This window comes from bacterium (genome assembly GCA_021372515.1).
GTDB lineage: Bacteria > Gemmatimonadota > Glassbacteria > GWA2-58-10 > GWA2-58-10 > JAJFUG01.
In genome coordinates, this window is sequence record JAJFUG010000169.1 from 1 (window position 1) to 17,610 (window position 17,610).

At 61.2% G+C, this 17,610-nt stretch carries 16 protein-coding genes; 6 read left to right on the forward strand and 10 right to left on the reverse strand.

Features of this window, described 5'->3' with window-relative positions; all coding sequences use genetic code 11:
- The 5 genes from LLH00_15425 to LLH00_15445 all read left to right on the forward strand — a co-directional run.
- Positions 1-901 (forward strand): heparinase (locus LLH00_15425; protein MCE5272670.1); only part of this gene is annotated, 901 nt, incomplete at its 5' end.
- 135 nt (positions 902-1,036) lie between these two features.
- Complete coding sequence (locus LLH00_15430) at positions 1,037-2,053, forward strand: ATP-binding protein (GenBank protein ID MCE5272671.1); 1,017 nt, start codon at positions 1,037-1,039, stop codon at positions 2,051-2,053.
- Positions 2,050-2,616 carry a hypothetical protein gene (locus LLH00_15435; protein MCE5272672.1) on the forward strand — a complete coding sequence of 189 codons (567 nt, stop codon included), beginning with the start codon at positions 2,050-2,052 and terminating at the stop codon, positions 2,614-2,616. Before LLH00_15430 ends, LLH00_15435 begins: the two co-directional genes overlap by 4 nt.
- A gap of 38 nt (positions 2,617-2,654) precedes the next feature.
- Positions 2,655-3,911, forward strand: coding sequence for a glutamate-5-semialdehyde dehydrogenase (locus LLH00_15440; protein ID MCE5272673.1), 1,257 nt, complete (start codon positions 2,655-2,657; stop codon positions 3,909-3,911).
- Between the two features lie 137 nt (positions 3,912-4,048).
- On the forward strand, positions 4,049-4,402 hold the full coding sequence (locus LLH00_15445) for an endonuclease domain-containing protein (protein MCE5272674.1): 354 nt from the start codon (positions 4,049-4,051) through the stop codon (positions 4,400-4,402).
- 124 nt (positions 4,403-4,526) lie between these two features.
- Here LLH00_15445 and LLH00_15450 read toward each other — a convergent pair whose 3' ends face one another.
- Positions 4,527-5,309, reverse strand: coding sequence for a polysaccharide deacetylase family protein (locus LLH00_15450; GenBank protein MCE5272675.1), 783 nt, complete (start codon positions 5,307-5,309; stop codon positions 4,527-4,529).
- 166 nt (positions 5,310-5,475) lie between these two features.
- Entirely contained in the window at positions 5,476-5,628 is a 153-nt protein-coding gene (locus LLH00_15455; protein ID MCE5272676.1) for a hypothetical protein, read from the reverse strand.
- Between the two features lie 412 nt (positions 5,629-6,040).
- On the opposite strand from LLH00_15455, the gene LLH00_15460 reads away from it, so the two are divergent.
- Positions 6,041-7,387, forward strand: coding sequence for an endo-1,4-beta-xylanase (locus tag LLH00_15460; protein ID MCE5272677.1), 1,347 nt, complete (start codon positions 6,041-6,043; stop codon positions 7,385-7,387).
- Positions 7,388-7,548: 161 nt separating this feature from the next.
- Here LLH00_15460 and LLH00_15465 read toward each other — a convergent pair whose 3' ends face one another.
- From LLH00_15465 to LLH00_15500, 8 genes are all read right to left on the reverse strand, one after another.
- On the reverse strand, positions 7,549-8,700 hold the full coding sequence (locus tag LLH00_15465; protein ID MCE5272678.1) for a hypothetical protein: 1,152 nt from the start codon (positions 8,698-8,700) through the stop codon (positions 7,549-7,551).
- Positions 8,701-8,780: 80 nt separating this feature from the next.
- A complete protein-coding gene (locus LLH00_15470; protein ID MCE5272679.1) occupies positions 8,781-10,844 on the reverse strand; it encodes a prolyl oligopeptidase family serine peptidase in 2,064 nt (687 codons plus the stop codon).
- Between the two features lie 46 nt (positions 10,845-10,890).
- Positions 10,891-11,499 (reverse strand): VanZ family protein, encoded by a 609-nt coding sequence (locus tag LLH00_15475; GenBank protein MCE5272680.1) that lies wholly within the window; start codon positions 11,497-11,499, stop codon positions 10,891-10,893.
- Positions 11,500-11,533: 34 nt separating this feature from the next.
- The gene (locus LLH00_15480) at positions 11,534-12,508 is read right to left on the reverse strand and encodes a hypothetical protein (GenBank protein ID MCE5272681.1); all 975 of its coding nucleotides are present in this window, start codon (positions 12,506-12,508) and stop codon (positions 11,534-11,536) included.
- A 21-nt stretch (positions 12,509-12,529) separates the two neighbouring features.
- The gene (gene cdaA / locus LLH00_15485; protein MCE5272682.1) at positions 12,530-13,291 is read right to left on the reverse strand and encodes a diadenylate cyclase CdaA; all 762 of its coding nucleotides are present in this window, start codon (positions 13,289-13,291) and stop codon (positions 12,530-12,532) included.
- Between the two features lie 152 nt (positions 13,292-13,443).
- Complete coding sequence (locus LLH00_15490; GenBank protein MCE5272683.1) at positions 13,444-15,564, reverse strand: protein kinase; 2,121 nt, start codon at positions 15,562-15,564, stop codon at positions 13,444-13,446.
- Positions 15,565-15,586: 22 nt separating this feature from the next.
- A complete protein-coding gene (locus LLH00_15495) occupies positions 15,587-16,315 on the reverse strand; it encodes a ThuA domain-containing protein (protein MCE5272684.1) in 729 nt (242 codons plus the stop codon).
- On the reverse strand, positions 16,312-17,610 hold a 1,299-nt coding region (locus tag LLH00_15500), incomplete at its 5' end, for an ATP-binding protein (protein MCE5272685.1). The genes LLH00_15495 and LLH00_15500, both read right to left, overlap by 4 nt.

Sequence of the window (17,610 nt, forward strand, 5' to 3'; positions counted from 1 at the left end):
CAATTTCAACATCTACCACAAGGGGTTCCTGGCCCTGGACACAGGCACGCGCCCGGAGCCGGGCCAGCACCTTACGCACTATTACTGCCGCAGCGTGGCGCACAACTGTGTCCTGATCCGCATGCCGGGTGAGGAGATGCCGCGCTACTGGGGCTCCCCGGCCCCGGATGAGACAGTCCTACCTTACCCCAACGACGGCGGCCAGTGCAAGGCCGAGACCGGCTCGGCGGTGGTGGCGTTCGAGACCGGCGAGCGGTTCAGCTACGTGGCCGGGGATGCCACCGGGGCCTATGATGCGCGCAAGTGTGGACTGGCCCTTCGGCAGTTTGTGTTCCTGCCCCCGGACTTTTTCGTGGTGTTCGACCGGGTGGAATCGCGCGATCCCTCTTATCCCAAGACATGGCTCCTGCATACCGCCACTGAGCCGGTGCTCCAGGGCGACACGTTCCACGCGGACCACGAGAGCGGGCGCCTGTTCTGCCGGACGTTGCTTCCCAAGGATGCCACTCTGGGCAAGATCGGCGGGCCGGGACGCCAGTTCTGGTCGGATGGACGCAACTGGCCCTTGCCAGTGGCCTGGCGCGCCCCCGACACCACGGCCCTGCTCGGCCAGTGGCGGGTGGAGGTGGCCCCCGGCGCCCCGCGCGAGAGCGACCTGTTCCTGCACCTGATCCAGGTGGGGGACCGGGATTCTTTGCAGACAATGGTTTCCTCGGAGCTGCTGCAGGAGCCGGGATACTCCGGGGTGCGCTTTGTCAGCGGGAATCGCCGCTGGCAGGTGCTGTTCGCCGAGAGCGGCGCACCGTCGGGCAGAATCAGGCTGGAGGAGAACGGCCAGGTGGTCCTGGAGCGGGAGCTGAGCCGTACGGTCCAGCCGCAGAGCGGCCTGTTCGGCAACTGAACGCGGGACAGGGTAACGCCTGTGCCCACTTGCGTCTGGGCGGAAGCGGGATTATGTTTTGATAGCCGGAAACATAGCAGCCTATTAAATTTTCCTCCGATGCAATTTCTGGACTGTCATCCGGAGAGGTATAAGATGATAAATCGAGTGACGCTAAAAAACTTTGGGCCATTGGTCGATATCGACTGGAATGATTTGGGACCGATAAATCTTGTGATCGGGGGAAATGGTGCAGGTAAGACTTTTCTCCTGAAAGCTCTTTATACAGCCATGCGTACGATTGAGTTAAATAAGAGAGGGGTCGAACCTCGTGACGAACGTAGAATATTATATGATAATTTGTTTTGGACTTTTCAGACGAGTAGGGTTGGTGACCTTGTTACTAAGGGATACACTGAGTTGGTTTTTAGTCTCTTATTTGGGAAGAAAAAATTTTCATACACTTTTGGGAGGGAGACATTAAAGCAAATACAGATACTTGATAATAATATTCCGGCAAGAAGTACAAACTCTGTTTTTTTACCAGCAAAAGAAGTGTTGTCGTTTCAACATATAGTAGCGCGAATTAAAGAAGATTATAGGGAATATGGTTTTGATAGTACTTATATAGATCTTGCCAAGGCTTTAGATATAATGCCAATGAGAGGAAGGAATTTTGGTGAATTTGCACAAGCTCGCGATGATTTAAAAGATCTTATAGGTGGTAGGATATGGTATGATAAAGATAGTAAGCGCTGGTATTTTTACAATAAAAAAAATCAGAAATTCGAAATTGGGGTTACGGCTGAAGGAGTTAAAAAGATTTCTATCTTTGATATTTTGCTTGGAAATAGGTATTTGAGAAGGGAGTCTATTGTTTTTATAGATGAGCCGGAAGCGGCATTACATCCAGAGGCTATATCAAAATTTCTTGAAATATTGTCTCTTCTGGCTGAGGGGGGGATACAATTATTTCTTGCCAGTCATTCATACTTTGTGATAAAAAAACTGTTATTGGTTGCAAAAGAGAAGAAAATGTCTATCCCTGTTCTTTCTCACTCTTCTGACGAGGGATGGACTTGTGGTGATCTTAATAAGGGTATGCCAGCCAATCCAATTATCAAAGAATCGATAAAACTTTACAAAGAAGAAGTTTGGTCGGGGGCAAAATGACAGATCAAGAGGCGTTCGAATCAGAAATGTCATTCATCCGCTCTGCCGGAATATTTTTCCATCTTGATAAAAGCGAAGCATATGTTTCTATAAAAGAAAAGAACGACGGTGTCAAAATGACCGATTTTCTGATACTGCGTCAGAGCTCGGGAGCTAATCATGAAGAAACATTAGTTGAAGCATCTGAAATGTTGGTGGTCGAAGCAAAAAAGAGTGCACCAAACCCAGAGAATCAAGTCGGCTTCGATGGTTTTCTCACTAAAATACAAGAGCAGTTAACCAATGGCTTCTTTCTCGGTTTATCGGCTTGTCTGGGTCGCAATGACAAAGCTGCGCGCGAATTGCCCGACGAGTTCAAAAATCTAAATCTTGCGGCGACTCGCTTTGAACTCGTTCTTGTCATCAAGAACCATCAGGACGAGTGGCTGTCGCCGCTTAAAGACGCTCTTGACATCAAATTGCATTCCTTGGTTGACTCGATGCCGCCGATATGGAACTTGGGTAAAATGAGAGTCTCTGTATTTAACGAGAACATGGCAAAAGAGTGTGGGTTGGTAGCGTAATCCGATTTATGCACTTCAATCATTACGGAGACCGATAGATGGATATTAACCATCTTGTAAGGGATATCTGCGAGAAAGCCCGCGCGGCCGCGCTCGAACTGGGCCTGGCCACGACCGGGGACAAAAACCGCGCCCTGGAGGCCATCGCCGTGGCCCTGGAGAAAGACAAGGCCGCGATCCAGGCCGCCAACCGTGAGGACCTGGCCGCCGGGGAGAAAGCCGGCCTCAGCGCCGCCATGCTCGACCGCCTCACTCTCAACGACAAGCGCATGGCCGCCATGATCCAGGGCGTGCGCGAGGTGATCGCGCTCAAGGACCCGGTGGGCAAGGTGTTCGACAGCCGTGTGCGGCCCAATGGCCTCAAGATATACAAGTTGAGCGTGCCCATCGGCGTGATCGGGATCATCTACGAGTCGCGGCCCAATGTGACCGTGGATGCCAGCATCCTGACCCTCAAGACCGGCAACGCCGTGATCCTGCGCGGCGGCAGCGAGTCGATCCACAGCAACCTGGCCCTGGCCGCCTCGATAGGGGCGGCGCTGGAAGCCGCCGGCCTGCCCCGGGCGTCGATACAGGTGCTGCCCACCACCGACCGGGCCGCGGTGGGCGCGCTGCTCAAGATGGACGACCTGGTGGACCTGATCATCCCGCGCGGCGGCGAGGAGCTGATCCGGCGCGTGGCGGCCGAGAGCACGATCCCGGTGATCAAGCATTACAACGGCATCTGCCACGTGTTCGTGGACCGTGCGGCCAACCTCGACATGGCCGTGGATATCGTGCTGAACGCCAAGGTCCAGCGCCCCGGGGTCTGCAACGCCATGGAGACCCTGCTCGTGGACTCCGCCGTGGCTGAAAAATTCCTGTCTCTGGTGCTGCCGCGCCTGCGCGAGGCCGGGGTGCGGATCGTGGGCTGCGAGCGCACCCGCACTTTCGACAGCCGGGTGGAGCCGGCCACTGAGGAGGACTGGAAGACCGAATACCTGGACCTGGTGCTCTCGGTGCGGGTGGTGGACGGCCTGGAGCAGGCCCTGGAGCACATCGAGCGCTACGGCTCCCGTCACACGGACGCCATCGTGACCCAGAACGTGAAAACCGCCCGTCAGTTCATCCAGCGGGTGGACTCCTCCTCGGTGATGGTGAATGCCTCGACCCGCTTTTCGGACGGGGCGCAGTATGGGCTGGGGGCGGAGATAGGGATCAGCACGGATAAGCTCCACGCCCGCGGCCCCATGGGCCTGGAGGAGCTGACCACCTACAAGTGGGTGGTGGTGGGCAAGGGGCAGCTCAGGCAGTAGGGGAGATGGATAGATAGGCTTTTGGGTGGTAATTAGTCCGATTTGCAACTGCCAAGGTGGAGGCGGAAACCTCCCCTCTTGAGAGGGGTGCCCCGATGAAATCGGGGCGGGGTGTGTAATGCCGCGGGAATGCATGCATGATAATCAAGTATAATCCCAAGCTTAAAGCACTGGCCCGGGAGCTGCGGAAAAACGCCACACACGCTGAAATCATGCTCTGGCAGCGCTTAAGGCGCAAGCAATTCCACAACCTCGATTTTCATCGCCAGAAACCAATCGATGAATTCATCGTGGATTTTTTCTGCCCGGAACTGAAATTGATTGTCGAGATAGACGGGATCAGCCACGACACCAAGCTGGACCAGGACAGGCAACGGCAGGGCCGTCTCGAAGCGCTCGGGTTTTCAGTGGCGCGGTTTCTGGATGCAGAGGTGAGAAACAATCTGGAGGGAGTGCTACTGGTGTTGGAGAAAAAGACCGGCTTCGGTTGAGGCCCGGGTGTTACACACCCCGTCGGCTGACGCCGCCACCCCTCTCAAGAGGGGAAAATACCCGTATACCCCGACTTAAAAAGCCCGCCTTGTGATTCGTTAGAATAAACTATTATGAACTCCCTCACGCCCCAGCCTCCCAGAGCGCCCGGGCCGTGGGGATCACCTGCACGCTGTCGATCCTGGTCAGACGGGCCAGCAGCTTCTCCAGGTAGCTCGCCCGGACCGGCCCCCAGCCTTCCTCATCCAGCCCGTGAAGGTTGTAGACCAGCCAGCCGCTCTGCCGTGAGAGCAGTTCCTCAATCTGCGAGTCCAGATCCGCCTCGGCGTTGCCCGGCCCGAACCCGCCCGTGCCGATTGCCTGCATCCCCTTGTGCGGCAGCGGGTTGATCTCCTCACCGTGGCAGCGCCAGGCCAGCACCCGGCTGGAAAGCCAGGCTGAAATCTCGGGCGTGGTGTCGTTGTACGGGAAATTGAACACCGCGCGCTCGGCCCGGAAGCCCTTGAGCTCGTTCTCGAACACGGCCAGGCAGTCGCTGATCAGGCCGGTGGCCTCCTCGAACGGCAGACGGTCAAGGTGGGCGTGACGGTAGCCGTGGGGCATTATCTCGTGCCCGCGGGCGGCCAGCTCGTTCCAGAGCTTGAAATCGCCGATCTGCTCCTGGCGGATGTTGTCGTCCTTGAGCCCCACCTCGGGACGGTGCCCGGCGGCGGTGACATTGAAACAGGCGCTCAGCCCGAATTTCTCGTAGATTTCGGCCGTGCGGACAAAGGATTTCTTGAACCCGTCATCGAAGCTCAGGCTCACCAGGTGGCGTTTCCGCATGCTGCTTTCCTGTCCCAGAAGGGGCTGCGCCGCCGCAGTGAGGCTCGCCGCCGCCAGCCTGAAAAAATCTCCGCGTCGCATCTGTGCCTCGCCGAGCCGCCGAAGTGATGGTTGGTTTATCGTATCGATGGTTACACGGAGAATAAAGCTAATGCAGCGCCGTTAAAAATCAAGAGGATACAGCAACGCCGGAGCGTGTTTCTTACACTCCGGCGTCGAGTTTGGACAGGGCTTTGATGGTGCCCGGCTATTTCAGCACGATCGCCACGAACAGGTAGACTTGCGCCAGGACAATGGCCGAAAGGAACGCCACACAGGGGACACAGTAGAGCATACTGCTCACTTTACCGGCGGCGTGATAGCGATAGCACCAGCAGACTTTCTTGAGAAATTCGGACATGGACTGGACCCTCCTGAACTATTCCCGCTTTGGCCGTGATCCACCGGGGAGGGCCGGCTGCGGGTGATTCACCCCCGGTGACAGGCTGGGAGCCGTCACCGGCGCGGGCCTCCTGTGCGGAGCCGCGCTTTTGAGATCGAATCTATTGGAAGCCCCAGAATGAAGGGCTCGAATTCGGACGGTCTTGGACTGTGAAACTATTCACAGCTCTGTGAAAAGTATAACAAGTTGTACAAATAAATGCAAGAATTTTTTCAAAGGGGTTTCTAAAAAAGTCGGAGCCATGAACAGTGAAACGGATATACAATTTAATTCGGCTGCCTGGGTCGGGCACTGGAAAAATGATTGAAAAGCGAACCCGGCTCTGGTAGGATTAAGCGGCGCCACACAACCTAAAACCCCGGAGGCGGCTATGAACCTGCTGAGATTGTTGACTGTTTCCGTGTTTGTCCTGGCTCTGGCCGCCCCGGTTGCGGCAGCGGAGGGAAAAGCGGCCCCGCTTTCGGCCGGAGACAAAGCCCTGCTGGACCAGGCCGCGGCCAATGTGGAGAAATACCGCAAGGGCGATATCGAGATGGTGTTCCGGGACTCTCATGACAACCCGCTGTCCGGGACTGAGGTGGAGGTTGAGCAGACCGGCCACGAGTTCCTGTTTGGCTGCATCATTTTCGACCTGGTGCCAGAGGAGGGCCAGCCCTACCGTCCCGAGCTGTTCAAGCAGCGTTTCCGCGAGCTGTTCAATTTCGCCGTGTTCCCGTTCTACTGGAGTGGTTACGAGCCGCAGCAGGGCATGCCGCGCTGGGAACGGATGCAGGAGACCCTTGAATGGTGCCGCACCAACGGGATCACGGCCAAGGGCCACCCGCTGGTCTGGTCCTGCGACTACGGGCGTCCCGACTGGCTGGCGCAGTATCCGCCGCAGATGATCGAGCAGTTCCTCCAGGCCCGGGTGCAGAATATCGTGGGTGGGTTCCGGGACCGGATAAAGATCTGGGACGTGGTCAACGAGCCGGTGAACGTGCGGGTCTGGGGCAACCCGGACCGCCGCGAATGGTTCCCGGAGCCCCTGGACAGCGTGGTGGATTACGTGGACAAGGCCTACCGCTGGGCTGCGGCGGCCAACCCGGAGGCGCACCTGATCCTGAACGAGTACTACACCATCACCCAGGACAGCACCCGGCAAAGGTTTTTCGACCTGGTGAAAATGCTTCAGGCGCGCGGTACGCCGATCCGCGGATTGGGCATCCAGTCGCACGAGCCACGCGAGGAGTGGTACCCACCGCAGCGGGTGCGAGCTACGTTCGACCGTCTGGCCGAACTGGGCCTGCCCCTGCACGTGACCGAGTTCATCCCGCAGTCCGGCGGCAAGCCGATTACCGGCGGCTGGCGCAGCGGCACCTGGGATGAGGCGGCCCAGGCCGATTTCGCCGAGCAGTTCTACCGTCTGGCTTTCGGACACCCGGCCGTGGTCTCGATCAACTGGTGGGGGCTGTCGGACCGCGATATCTGGCAGCCCGGCGGGGGCCTGGTGGACAGCGAATACAATCCCAAACCGGTCTATGAAAGGTTACGCAAGCTTATCCACGAGGAGTGGCACACCGCGCTCACGGCTAAAACCGACAGCCGGGGACGGCTGGCGTTCCGGGGATTTTTCGGGAATTACAGGCTGAAACTGCACCTGGCGGATGGCCGGGTGGTTGTCCGCGAGGTGCAGGCCCGCCACGACGAGCAGAACCACTGGGAGTTCCGGCTGGATTGAACGGAATGAATACATTGATGTTTAGCGGGGACAACCTAATGAATTCTACGTAGGGGAGGGTTTTAAACCCTCCCCTACATTACAGAATTGCTGCTAAACGGCACGTTCGTAAGCTATGGTTTCCGCCCTCCGTAATGCTCAGCTTCGGGGGCGGTTCACTTTCAGCCGATACGGCGGTATTTTTCGATCAGGTCGAGGATGAAACGGAATTTCTGCGGGCTCAGCTCCTCCGGGAACCCGTGCTCCATTATCACATAACCCCTTTTGCACTTTTTCCCCAGCGCCGCCATCCGGGCGAACATCGCCTCCACCTCGTCATCCGGCAACAGGTAGTAGTCGCTGCGGGAGAAGCCGCAGAACACCACCCGGTCGCCATAGCCCTCGATCAGCTCCTCCAGGTGCGGGTTCTCGCGCGGGTCGAAGGGGTTGAGGATATCCACTCCGGCCTCGACCAGCATGGGCAACACCGCCGCGATGTTCCCGTGGCTGTGCATGTGCACGAAAGCGCCGTGGGCGTGGCACAGATCGAACAGGTGGCGGTACCAGGGCAGGAAATACTCCCGGAATGTCTCGGGCGAGATAAGAAGGCCCTCCGGGGTGCCCAGGTCATCGCAGACCTCGATCAGGCGCACCCCGCGCGTGAGCATCTGCTCCACGCAGCGCAGGGACCATTCGGCCAGACGGCGGGTGAGAGCGTGCACGAACTCCGGCTCGTCGAAAAAGGCCAGCATCAGCTTCTGGAAGTCGAGGAAGCTGTTGTGGATGCCGCTGAAAAAGCCCATGATCTTGCCCGCGGGCATGATCCCGGCCGCCTCGAACGCGGCGCTGTCCGCGGCGATGTCCTGCCAGCGCGCGGGGTTGTCCGGGTCGGGCAGCTCCAGGCGCTCCAGATCAGCCGGTCCCTCCAGCGGCATGCTGTGGCCGTAGTGCACGGCATAGGGGTTGAAGCGCAGAAGGCGCGTGCTGCCGCCCTCGTAGCGCAGCAGGAACGTGTCGTCATCGATGCGGCGCTCCACGTGGCCCACGATCTCGCCCGGCCCCCCGTGCCCGAACGGCAGGCAGCCGCCCTTGCCAGTGCCCAGGCTGCTTAGCTGCATGAACCGTCCGTAGTTGACCGCTACGTCACGGCTCGCATCGCTGCGCGGCAGGGGGCTGAAACTGTCCTCCGGCATGGCGTAGAGGTTCCCGTCGAAACAGTCCGCCGGCAGCAGCTTGCGGCAGGCGCGCGCGTTCCAGTGGCCCATCGGGCAGAACGGGCGCCGTTCCGGACGCTCGCCGGCCAGGGTGGTCAGAAGGTCGCTCAGCTCACTCATCTCGTTTCAGTCTCCTTGTGCAACCGGGGCGCAACCTGCGTCGCGCCCCGGCCGGGTCTCTCAGATATCGGCTTCCGGTTTCACCATTTCCAGTTCTTGTCGAAATTGCCCACCAGCAGGGTCGGGGTGCCCCAGGGGCGGTCGGAGCCGCGCTTGTAGACAAAGTAATCGGGAATGAGCTTGAACTCCACAAACCCCATCCAGCCGCTGCCGTACTTCCATTCATCGTTGAAGTTGAGCAGCACCAGGCGCTCGGGGTTCAGCGGGTTGGGCGCGACGCACTTGAACGCCACCTCGGCGCGCGGGTAACTCTTTTTACCCGCAACCACTTTATCGCCCTCGAAATGCACCGGGAACTTGTCGTTGATCCGGGCGATCAGGCTGTTGCTCTTTTCATCCCCGAACAGCACCAGGTGGCTGTCGCGGATATCCTCGTCCGTGACCGCGGTGTCGGGCTTGAGCATGAAATGAAGGTCGGCGAGCTGGCCCCAGTAGGTCATGTTGATCGCCTCTTTCAGCGTGCCGCCGTCGCCTGTGCCGTAAACCAGGATCACCCGGTTGCAGAACGTGTCATAGAGCGGCCCCTCCAAATCTTTGCGCTTGACCGGCCCGGCGGCGGCTTTCGCCGCAGCGGCGATCTTGTTCCCCTTGACCGAAAGCTTCACCATGCCCTTCTCATCCGGGGTCAGGCGCAGGCTCTGGCCCTTGAACGCCGCGCTGACCGGCCCGGGCGCGCCCAGCAGCTCGCGGGTGTCCAGCTCCAGGGCGGCCACGTTGGTCAGCTCGTTCAGTGTGACAGTGGCTTTGGCCGGGTCCCAGGCCGCCTTGACCACGGCGAACGGCCCGTAGACTGCGAACTCGGCCACGGTCAGCCAGCCGTTCTTAGAATCGGCATAGCGGCAGGTGGTGAAATCGATGCTGCGGAACGGACGCTCGCGCTTCGAGGCCAGCAGCTCGTGCAGGACTTTCCCGTCCTTGTAGGTCGGGTCCCAGGCGTTGTGGCCCACGTTGTCGTAGCGGGTGAGCGGGGCCTCCACCCCCACCTTGGCCAGGGCGGCGACCATGTGCTCGCTGTGGGCGATCGGAACGGTGGGGTCATCGTTGCCGTGGAACACGTGGACCTTGAGGCCGCGCGCGTTCAGCACCCAGTTGGAGAGCAGGTCACGCTCGATGGCCTGGGCGATGCACGGGTTCTTGAGGGCCTCCTCGGGGATGAACGCCTTGTCTCTTTCATGCCAGCGGGTGATAAAATCGGCCACCGCGCAGACCGGGTAGACGCTGGACCAGAGGCCGGGGTGACGGAGGGCGAACTCCCAGGTGCCGTTGCCGCCCATGGACAGGCCGGTCAGGCTGGTGCGCTCCGGATCGACCGGGTACTCTTTCTGCACTATCCCGATCACCTCCGACACATCCAGTGCGCCGGGGCCGTGATAGGTCATTGTGCCGTGGCCCCAGGGGCAGACCACGATGCCGGGGGCGTCCGGCAGCTCGGGCCAGAGCGGCATGGAGAAGAAAACCTGCTCATCCGGCTCGCCGGGACGGTTGCCGATCCCGAACAGGCGGCGCAGGTTGTTGCCGTAGTTGGACCAGGCGCCGTGCAGGCTGACCACCAGCGGCCATTTGGCCCCGGACTCGGCCATGCCCTTGGGCAGGTACAGGGCATAGGGGTAGACCGTACCGTCCAGACTGCTGCGGTAGGTGCGGAAATAGGTCCCGTACTCGCGCACCAGCACGTACACCGGCCGGGTGAGGACAATATCGTCGCCCACTGTCACCTTGAGCATGCCGTTCAGGCTGTTGTCCGAGTCATAGGCCTTGTCCAGCTTGATCGGGAAATCGAGCGAGCCACTAACGCCCGGATAGATCAGGCGGCTTTCGCCGGGCCCGGCGGAGGCATTCTCCAGCACCAGCTCGGCTTTGGCCATGACCGGGGCCGCCTCGGCGGGCAGGTCGATCACCACCCGTCCGTAGAGCGGGCCGCTCTCGCCGGTGCGGAATGTCGGGAGGTCGAGGGACTTGAAATTGAGCTGCATACCGAACAGGGCTCCCGTGGAGTTCAGGATCAGCAGAAAGGCCGCCACCAGCGGCAGAAATGCGGCGCCCGTCTTCCGGGCCGTGGGGGAGACTGCAGGCAGGCTGGACATGGACCATCCTCATGTGATCGGTTAGTGCTGCTGAAGGCGGCAAGGCTCACGGCGCCGCCTGTGAGGTTTCGGTCTGGCGAGGTTCCGGGCGGTGCGCACTCCAGGCCCAGAGGAACAGGAATCCGAGCGCCGCACCCATCAGGTTGAGCGCGATATCCTGGAAATCAAAGCGCCGCAACGGGATGAAAAGCTGGCTCGTCTCCTCCAGGATACCGGTCAGAGCGGACAGGGCCACGGCCCGTAGAATATTCTTTCGACTGGATGCCCCTGTTGCCGCTCCCGGTTCATACAGGATTGCATAGGCGCGATACCAGAGCAGAGACAGCGCGGCATACTCCGGGAAATGAAAATATTCGTTCACGCTGCCAGCCAGGCGCAGGATGAACCAGGCGGCCAGGGCGCTCCAGATTGCGAGGGCCGCGCCAAACAGCAGTCGCTCGCGACTCATCCGGGCCCAGAACACGGCCAACGTAACCGCCCCGGCCAGGGCCGCGCCCCCGGCCACGTATGTCACCACCCGGGCGTAGACCACCCAGGTCAGCGCGGCGGCGGCTTTCTTGGTCCAGACCGGCAGGTAGCGGGCCGTGACCAGCAGCAGCGCCGTGTAAATCAGCACCGGGGCGAGGGCTCGTACTTTCAGCCAGCCGGAGGACATAGGGTCAATCCTGGTTTCGAGCCTGTGAGCGGGATCAGTGTTTTAGCTTCCGGGTGGTGATGTAGGTGTCGATATAGCTCTGGGAGAACCGCTCCAGGGTCACATCCGGGAACGAGTCCCGCGGCGTGATGTCCAGCAGAGGTGCCAGGCGCAGGTTCCTGCCCCGCTGCTCCGTGCCGTTGAGCTGGACAAAGGCGCTCAGGTTGCCGCGCCCCAGGGTCTGCATCTGCGACAGGGGGCCCTGGACCCAGACAGTCAGTGCATGCGGGTTCAGACGTGTCTCGTATTCCCCCCCGCGTGCCTGAATCATCATATCCGGGAACGAGCGGCTGATCACTTTCTCGCGTATCTCGATCCTGAGCGTGACCCGCTCCGGGATCACGGTGATCAGGGGGTCCGGCGGGACCAGGTTGAACTCGCGCCGGATCGTGTTGCGGCCGGTCACGCTGTCGTCGATCAGCACCGGCGGGGTGCTGATCTTGTCGGTCTTCTCCACCGCGGACTTGGGCCCTCGGATTGTCACCGCGGGCGGGGTGCAGGCCACCTGGAACACCTCATAGCCCTCGGCCGGCTTGCCCAGTATCTCCGGGTTGACCACCACTAAAGCGCGGGTGACATTCTGCTCCACGTTCAGTTCGAGCACGCGCGGGGTGATGTCGGTGATCTGCGCCCCGGCGGGCTTGCCGGTGACCATGTCCTCGCTCAACTGCACCGGGTGCGTGCCCACGGTCATGTGGGGGGCCTCCACCCGCAGGTACATCGATTTCTCGTCGATCGTGCGGATCATGGTCTCGGTGGCCCGCACGCGCACGGTCACGTTCTTGGCCTCGGTCCCGTCCAGCGCGTTGACCCGCGTGATGATCATGTCCTCGCTTAGGCCGCTGATTTCCACCGGGATGTTGAAATCGCCGAAACGGTACTCCTTGCCCGTGACCATGGCCCAGAGGAAAGTGGCGATGCCCAGCGAGATCAGTTTCAGCTTGAAGTCCTTAAAGATGTTGAATCGCAACGTCTATCCCCCCATCGGTCCTCAGGCCTGAAGGCAGGCGTTCAGGCGGCGCTCCAGCTCGAGCGGCGTATCCAGCGTGACTATGGTCCCATCCACTGCCAGCGAGACCGAGCCGCGCTCCTCGCTCACCACGACCACCACGGCGTCGCTCTCCTCGCTCAGGCCGAGGGCGGCGCGGTGACGGGTGCCGTATTCCTTGTTCAGGTCGGCGCGCGTGCTGAGCGGCAGTATCACCGCCGCCGCCGTGACCCGTCCGGCCGAGATTATCACCGCCCCGTCGTGGATCGGGCTGCGGGTGTTGAACACACACACGAGCAGCTCACTGCGGATGTCGGCGTTGAGCCGAACGCCCGTCTCGATCAGGTTGCGCAGCTCGATGTCGCGCTCGATCACGATCAGCGCGCCGGTGTTGCTCCGGGCCAGCAAGGCCACGCCTTTCTGGAGCTCACCCAGGTAGCCGGCCGGTTTTTCGTGGATGCGCAGGAAATCCAGGAACGGGTTGCGGCCGAAAGTGGCCAGCGCCTTGCGGATGTCGGCCTGGAAAATGACGATCACCGCGATCATGATGTAGCCGAAGAAATTCTGCAGCAGCCAGGTCATGGTCTGGAGCTGGAAGCGGTCGGAGACGAAATACAGCAGGATCAGGAACACGATGCCCGAGGCGATCCGAGCGCTGCGGGTGCCCTTGAGCGGGTAGAGGATGTAGTAGACGAAGACCGCGACCAGCAGGATGTCGATCAGGGAGGTGAAACTGAAATTGATGTTTTGCCACAGATCGGCCATCGGCCCGTTCCTCTGACTGAAGGGCGCAAAATGCTGAATATCCTTAAAATAATAATACGGAGTGCACCGGGCGGACAACAAAAAAATCCAGCCCCGGGTCAAGGATTATACCGGAGAGGGGCCTGACTGTTCCCGCGGCTGGCCGGAGCGGATCAGCCCTGGTTCCTGCGCAGCAGCGATTCCCGGATCATCCGCTCCAGCACGCGCGAGAACAGGCGCAACTCGGGCGGGTCGCCGCTTTCGAGCAGGTAGCCGCGCTTGAGCAGGTTGCGGGCGCTGTAGCGGTCCAGATCGCCCAGGCTCTCGCCGGACATGATCTTGCGGCAGGTCTCGATCTCATCCGGGCCCAGGGAGCGCAGGATAAACTGGAAATGCATGCCCGCCTCCTCCAGGAAACGGTCCTCCACGTTCTCGAACACGGTCTTGGAGGGCATGGCCCGGCTGAAATCGAACTCGAACAGCACCGAGCAGGCGATGGACATGAAAAAAGGGAAATAGCCCGCCAGGTCGACCACGGTCTCGAAATGCTCCTCCAGCGGGTGGCCGGCGGCGCGGCTGGGCTGGGAGACGAACTCCAGGGCCTCCTCCTCGCTGAACGCCGACAGGTTCAGGTTGGAAAAGATGTTGAAGAACGGCGAGTCGCTGATCTCGCGGTTGTAACAGAGTTCCTGCAGGTTTTTCACCGAGCTGGTGATGTAGGCCACGTTGTAGTTGTTGGCCGCCGAGCGCAGGAACGAGAAAAACTCCGGGTCGAAATTCTTGTTCTTGGTGATCGACTCGAACTCGTCGAACAGCAGGACCAGCTTGCGGTTGCGGCGGTCGAACTCCTCGCAGACTTTCTTGAACCCGTTGTAATCCGGCTGGGGCAGCTCATCCAGGCTGATCCCGGTCTCCAGGGACAGGTTCTCGAACAGCGAGGCGAAGAACCCCGATAGCGGCACGCTGCGTTTTTCCTGGAAGTCCATAAAAATGAACGTGTAGTGCTCATGGTCGCGCAGCCAGGCGCGGCGGTTTTCCGGGTCGTTGATGTAGTGCAACAGGCTGCTCTTGCCGATCCGCCGCTCACCCACGATCGAGACCGACTGCGGGCGTGAGGCCCCGATGCGGCCGTAGATGGTCGAAATCTCCCGCCGCCGCCCGAAAAAGCTGCGGCTGTCGCGCAGCATCTTGCGGCTCAGGTAGGGATTCTGCAGGGAGCCGCCCGCCGGCTGCGGCGACGTGGGCGCCTGTGCCGTCGGCTTGCTCTCCTCGGGCCCGGCCCGGTCCTGGAGCAGGCGGTCGAGGGCCGCGCTCAGTTCCGCGGCGCTCTGGTAGCGCCCGGAGGGCTCGCGGTGCATGGCCTTGAGGATCACTCCCTCCAGGGCGGCGCCGATCTGCGGGGCCACGCGGCGCGGCGGCTCGGGGGTTTCCTTGACGTGAGCCAGGGCCACGCTCAGGGGCTTGCCCGGACCGAACGGCAGCCGCCCGGTGAAAATTTCGTACATGATCACGCCCAGCGAGTAGATATCAGTGCGCAGGTCGAGCTTGAGGCCCTGGGCCTGTTCGGGCGAGATGTACTCCGGGGTGCCCAGGAACGTGCCAGACACGGTCAGGGCGCTCAGGTTTTCGCCCGTGGCGATGCCGAAATCCATGACCACGCAGCGTCCGGTACGCTTTTCGAGCATGATGTTCTGAGGCTTGAGGTCGCGGTGCACCACTCCCAGGGTATGGGCCTCGGCCAGGGCCGCGGCGATTTGGCGCACGATGGACAGCCCGGTCTCCAGGTCGATTGTCCCGGCCTGAATCTCCTTTTTCAGCTCGCGGCCTTCGATGTACTCCATGCTGATGAACTGGGTCTGGTCCGCCTGCCCCAAGTCGAAAATGCGGTAGACATTGGGGTGGGTGATGGTCCGGGCCAGGGCGATCTCGCGGTGGAAACGGGTCAGGTAGTCCGGGTTGGAGGCCAGGCTCGGGTGGAGCACCTTGAGGGCGACTGTCTGGTCGAGCACGCTGTCGCGGGCCTTGTACACCGTGGCCATGGCCCCGTCGCCGATCCGCTCCAGGTCGGCGTAGCGCCCGGCGAACAGCTTGCCGCCGCCCGTGCTGCCGGCTTTCTCCGCGGTGGCCTTGGGCCTGCGGCCGCGCGGAACGCGGGTGCCGTCGGGGCCGGTGTGGGTGGCGGAAGTGCCGGAGGCAGTCACCGCGATGTGGCTCGTGGGGCGCAGGTTCTCGCCGCAGGCCAGGCAGTACCAGTTGCTGTTGGGGTTCTCGGTCTTGCAGTTCGGGCAGATCATCGTGCCGCTCTTCCGCTTTGCGCTACAGGTTTCGTCCCGCCCAGTTCACGGCGTTTACGATCAGCCGGGCCAGGGGTTCGTTTTTCGTGAAGGGGCTCTTTTCCACCGGGTCGCCCGGGCTGAGGTAGATCACCCGTCCCGCGCCCTCGGACCGGGTCCAGCCGCAGTCCTCCCAGTGCCCGTCACCCGGGATGTCGCAGCCCAGGAGCCGCTCGACGCTCTGTCCGGGATAGAAGCGCATCCGGAAATGCTGGTCGTCGCTTATCCCGAAGCTCTCCGGCACGCCCTCGAACACCGGGTGCTCCACGCCGGGAAGGCGCACGATCTTGAAATCGCGGTGCTGGACCGAGCTGTCGGTGAGCAGGTAATAGCCGCCCACCAGACGAGTCAACTCGGGGTTGTTGTTGCCGTGGTTGACCACGTGGTGCAGGGCCACCAGACCGCCCCCACCCTGGACGTAGCGCGTGATGTTGTTCTCCAGGACTGCGTCGATGTCGTTGTGGTTGAACAGCACCAGGACATCGTAGCGGGCCAGGCACTCCGGGGTAAGGCTGTTGGCGGTGTTGGTGAAATCGGCCCGGAACGGGGACCGCGTGCTGTCGGAGAGCATCGCGGCCAGATCGAACCCGGCCTGCCCGTAGCGGTAGCTGTCGGCGAACACCAGCACCGCGAGCTTGCGCGGCGAGCCAGCCTGGAGCCAGCCCGCGCAGATAATGACAAGCAGCAGCGCGGCCGGAATTGTTTTCCTCATTGCTCCACTCTCCAATGGTTCTGGTTGGTCACGGCCGCGCCGTGCTCGATCTCGCGCAGCAGCTTGTTCAGGTTGTGCTCCTCGCGTATCCAGTGACGGAACAGGTCCATCCTGAACCGGAAACGACGGTTGAGGTTCGGCTCCAGGATCTCGCGGGCGCACAGGTTGTCCAGGACGAGCCGCACGGCCTCCGGGGCGGGGGCGGACGGTTTGCGCAGCAGCACGCTCAGGTCGTTCAGCCCGGCGTAGTGCTCGGAGTTGCGGCAGTGCTCGGCCAGGGCGGCCAGGACCAGACGCTCCTCCAGGCCCAGGCCGGCCCAGAAATATATCATCTGCGGCGGCGGGTTATCCACTATCTCACGCACTATGCTCGCCACGTCGTCCTCGTAGAAATAGTTCCTCTGCTCGGCGTTCAGGAACTCCACCACGTTGCGGCAGACAAGCTGGGTGTAGAATGGCTGCCCGGCGGTCAGGCGCAGGATGCGCGCCACGGAGGAGCCCAGGTAGAACACCTGTCCGGCCACCGGCTCCTGGACCAGGCGCCGGGCATCGTTGGGGGTGAGGAAGCTGATGTTGCGGTAGTCGCAGCGCTGGAGCAGGGTCTGCCAGTACACCGGCTCGCGCTCCTGCAGAAGGTGCGTGCCGGCGAACACCAGGAACAGCCCGGGCTTATGCTCGACCAGTCCACTGAGGAACAGGAAGATGTCCTTGCTGATCTTACCCTCGACCACCTTGTTCTCGATCAACTCGTACTCATCCACCAGGAACAGCAGCTTGTCCTGGCCGATGGTTTCGATCAGGCTGTCGATGAAGCGCTCGAAGGTGGCGAACGGGTTGCGCGAGCGGTCCTCGAAACCGTTCAGGTCGAACTGACGCTTGTAGCGCGCGGCGGCCTTGGCCGTGAGTTCGGCGATGCGCCCCAGGAACTCCCAGTCGTCGTTTACCGCCATGGCCTGCATGTCGACGAACACTGGCAGGTAGTGCGGCCCCAGCCGTCCGCCCAGTATCTGGTACATCACGCTGGTCTTACCGGCGCGTCTCTCGCCGAACAGCACGATCAGCGAGCCGTAGCGCTCGATGTCGACCTTGTTCTTGACGAAACGGAAATCGTCCTCCCGGCCGAAAAACATCTCTTTCGAGCGGATCGGGTTGCCCACGATGAACGGGTTGGGCTGGATCAGCTCGAACGGGCGGCGGCGGAAACGGTCGAGGAACTGCCGCATCGCGTTGCGGCGGTAGTAGTAGTAGCCGCCGCCGGACAGGATGATCAGGATCAGCCAGCCGGCCAGGAACGC

Coding starts and splice junctions, on each gene's coding strand:
- LLH00_15470 (MCE5272679.1), bottom strand. CDS start 10,844: ATGTCCAGCCTGCCTGCAGTCTCCCCCACGGCCCGGAAGACGGGCGCC.
- LLH00_15490 (MCE5272683.1), bottom strand. CDS start 15,564: ATGATCTGCCCGAACTGCAAGACCGAGAACCCCAACAGCAACTGGTAC.
- LLH00_15465 (MCE5272678.1), bottom strand. CDS start 8,700: ATGAGTGAGCTGAGCGACCTTCTGACCACCCTGGCCGGCGAGCGTCCG.
- LLH00_15445 (MCE5272674.1), top strand. CDS start 4,049: ATGATAATCAAGTATAATCCCAAGCTTAAAGCACTGGCCCGGGAGCTG.
- LLH00_15475 (MCE5272680.1), bottom strand. CDS start 11,499: ATGTCCTCCGGCTGGCTGAAAGTACGAGCCCTCGCCCCGGTGCTGATT.
- LLH00_15460 (MCE5272677.1), top strand. CDS start 6,041: ATGAACCTGCTGAGATTGTTGACTGTTTCCGTGTTTGTCCTGGCTCTG.
- LLH00_15435 (MCE5272672.1), top strand. CDS start 2,050: ATGACAGATCAAGAGGCGTTCGAATCAGAAATGTCATTCATCCGCTCT.
- LLH00_15440 (MCE5272673.1), top strand. CDS start 2,655: ATGGATATTAACCATCTTGTAAGGGATATCTGCGAGAAAGCCCGCGCG.
- LLH00_15495 (MCE5272684.1), bottom strand. CDS start 16,315: ATGAGGAAAACAATTCCGGCCGCGCTGCTGCTTGTCATTATCTGCGCG.
- LLH00_15430 (MCE5272671.1), top strand. CDS start 1,037: ATGATAAATCGAGTGACGCTAAAAAACTTTGGGCCATTGGTCGATATC.
- cdaA (MCE5272682.1), bottom strand. CDS start 13,291: ATGGCCGATCTGTGGCAAAACATCAATTTCAGTTTCACCTCCCTGATC.
- LLH00_15455 (MCE5272676.1), bottom strand. CDS start 5,628: ATGTCCGAATTTCTCAAGAAAGTCTGCTGGTGCTATCGCTATCACGCC.
- LLH00_15450 (MCE5272675.1), bottom strand. CDS start 5,309: ATGCGACGCGGAGATTTTTTCAGGCTGGCGGCGGCGAGCCTCACTGCG.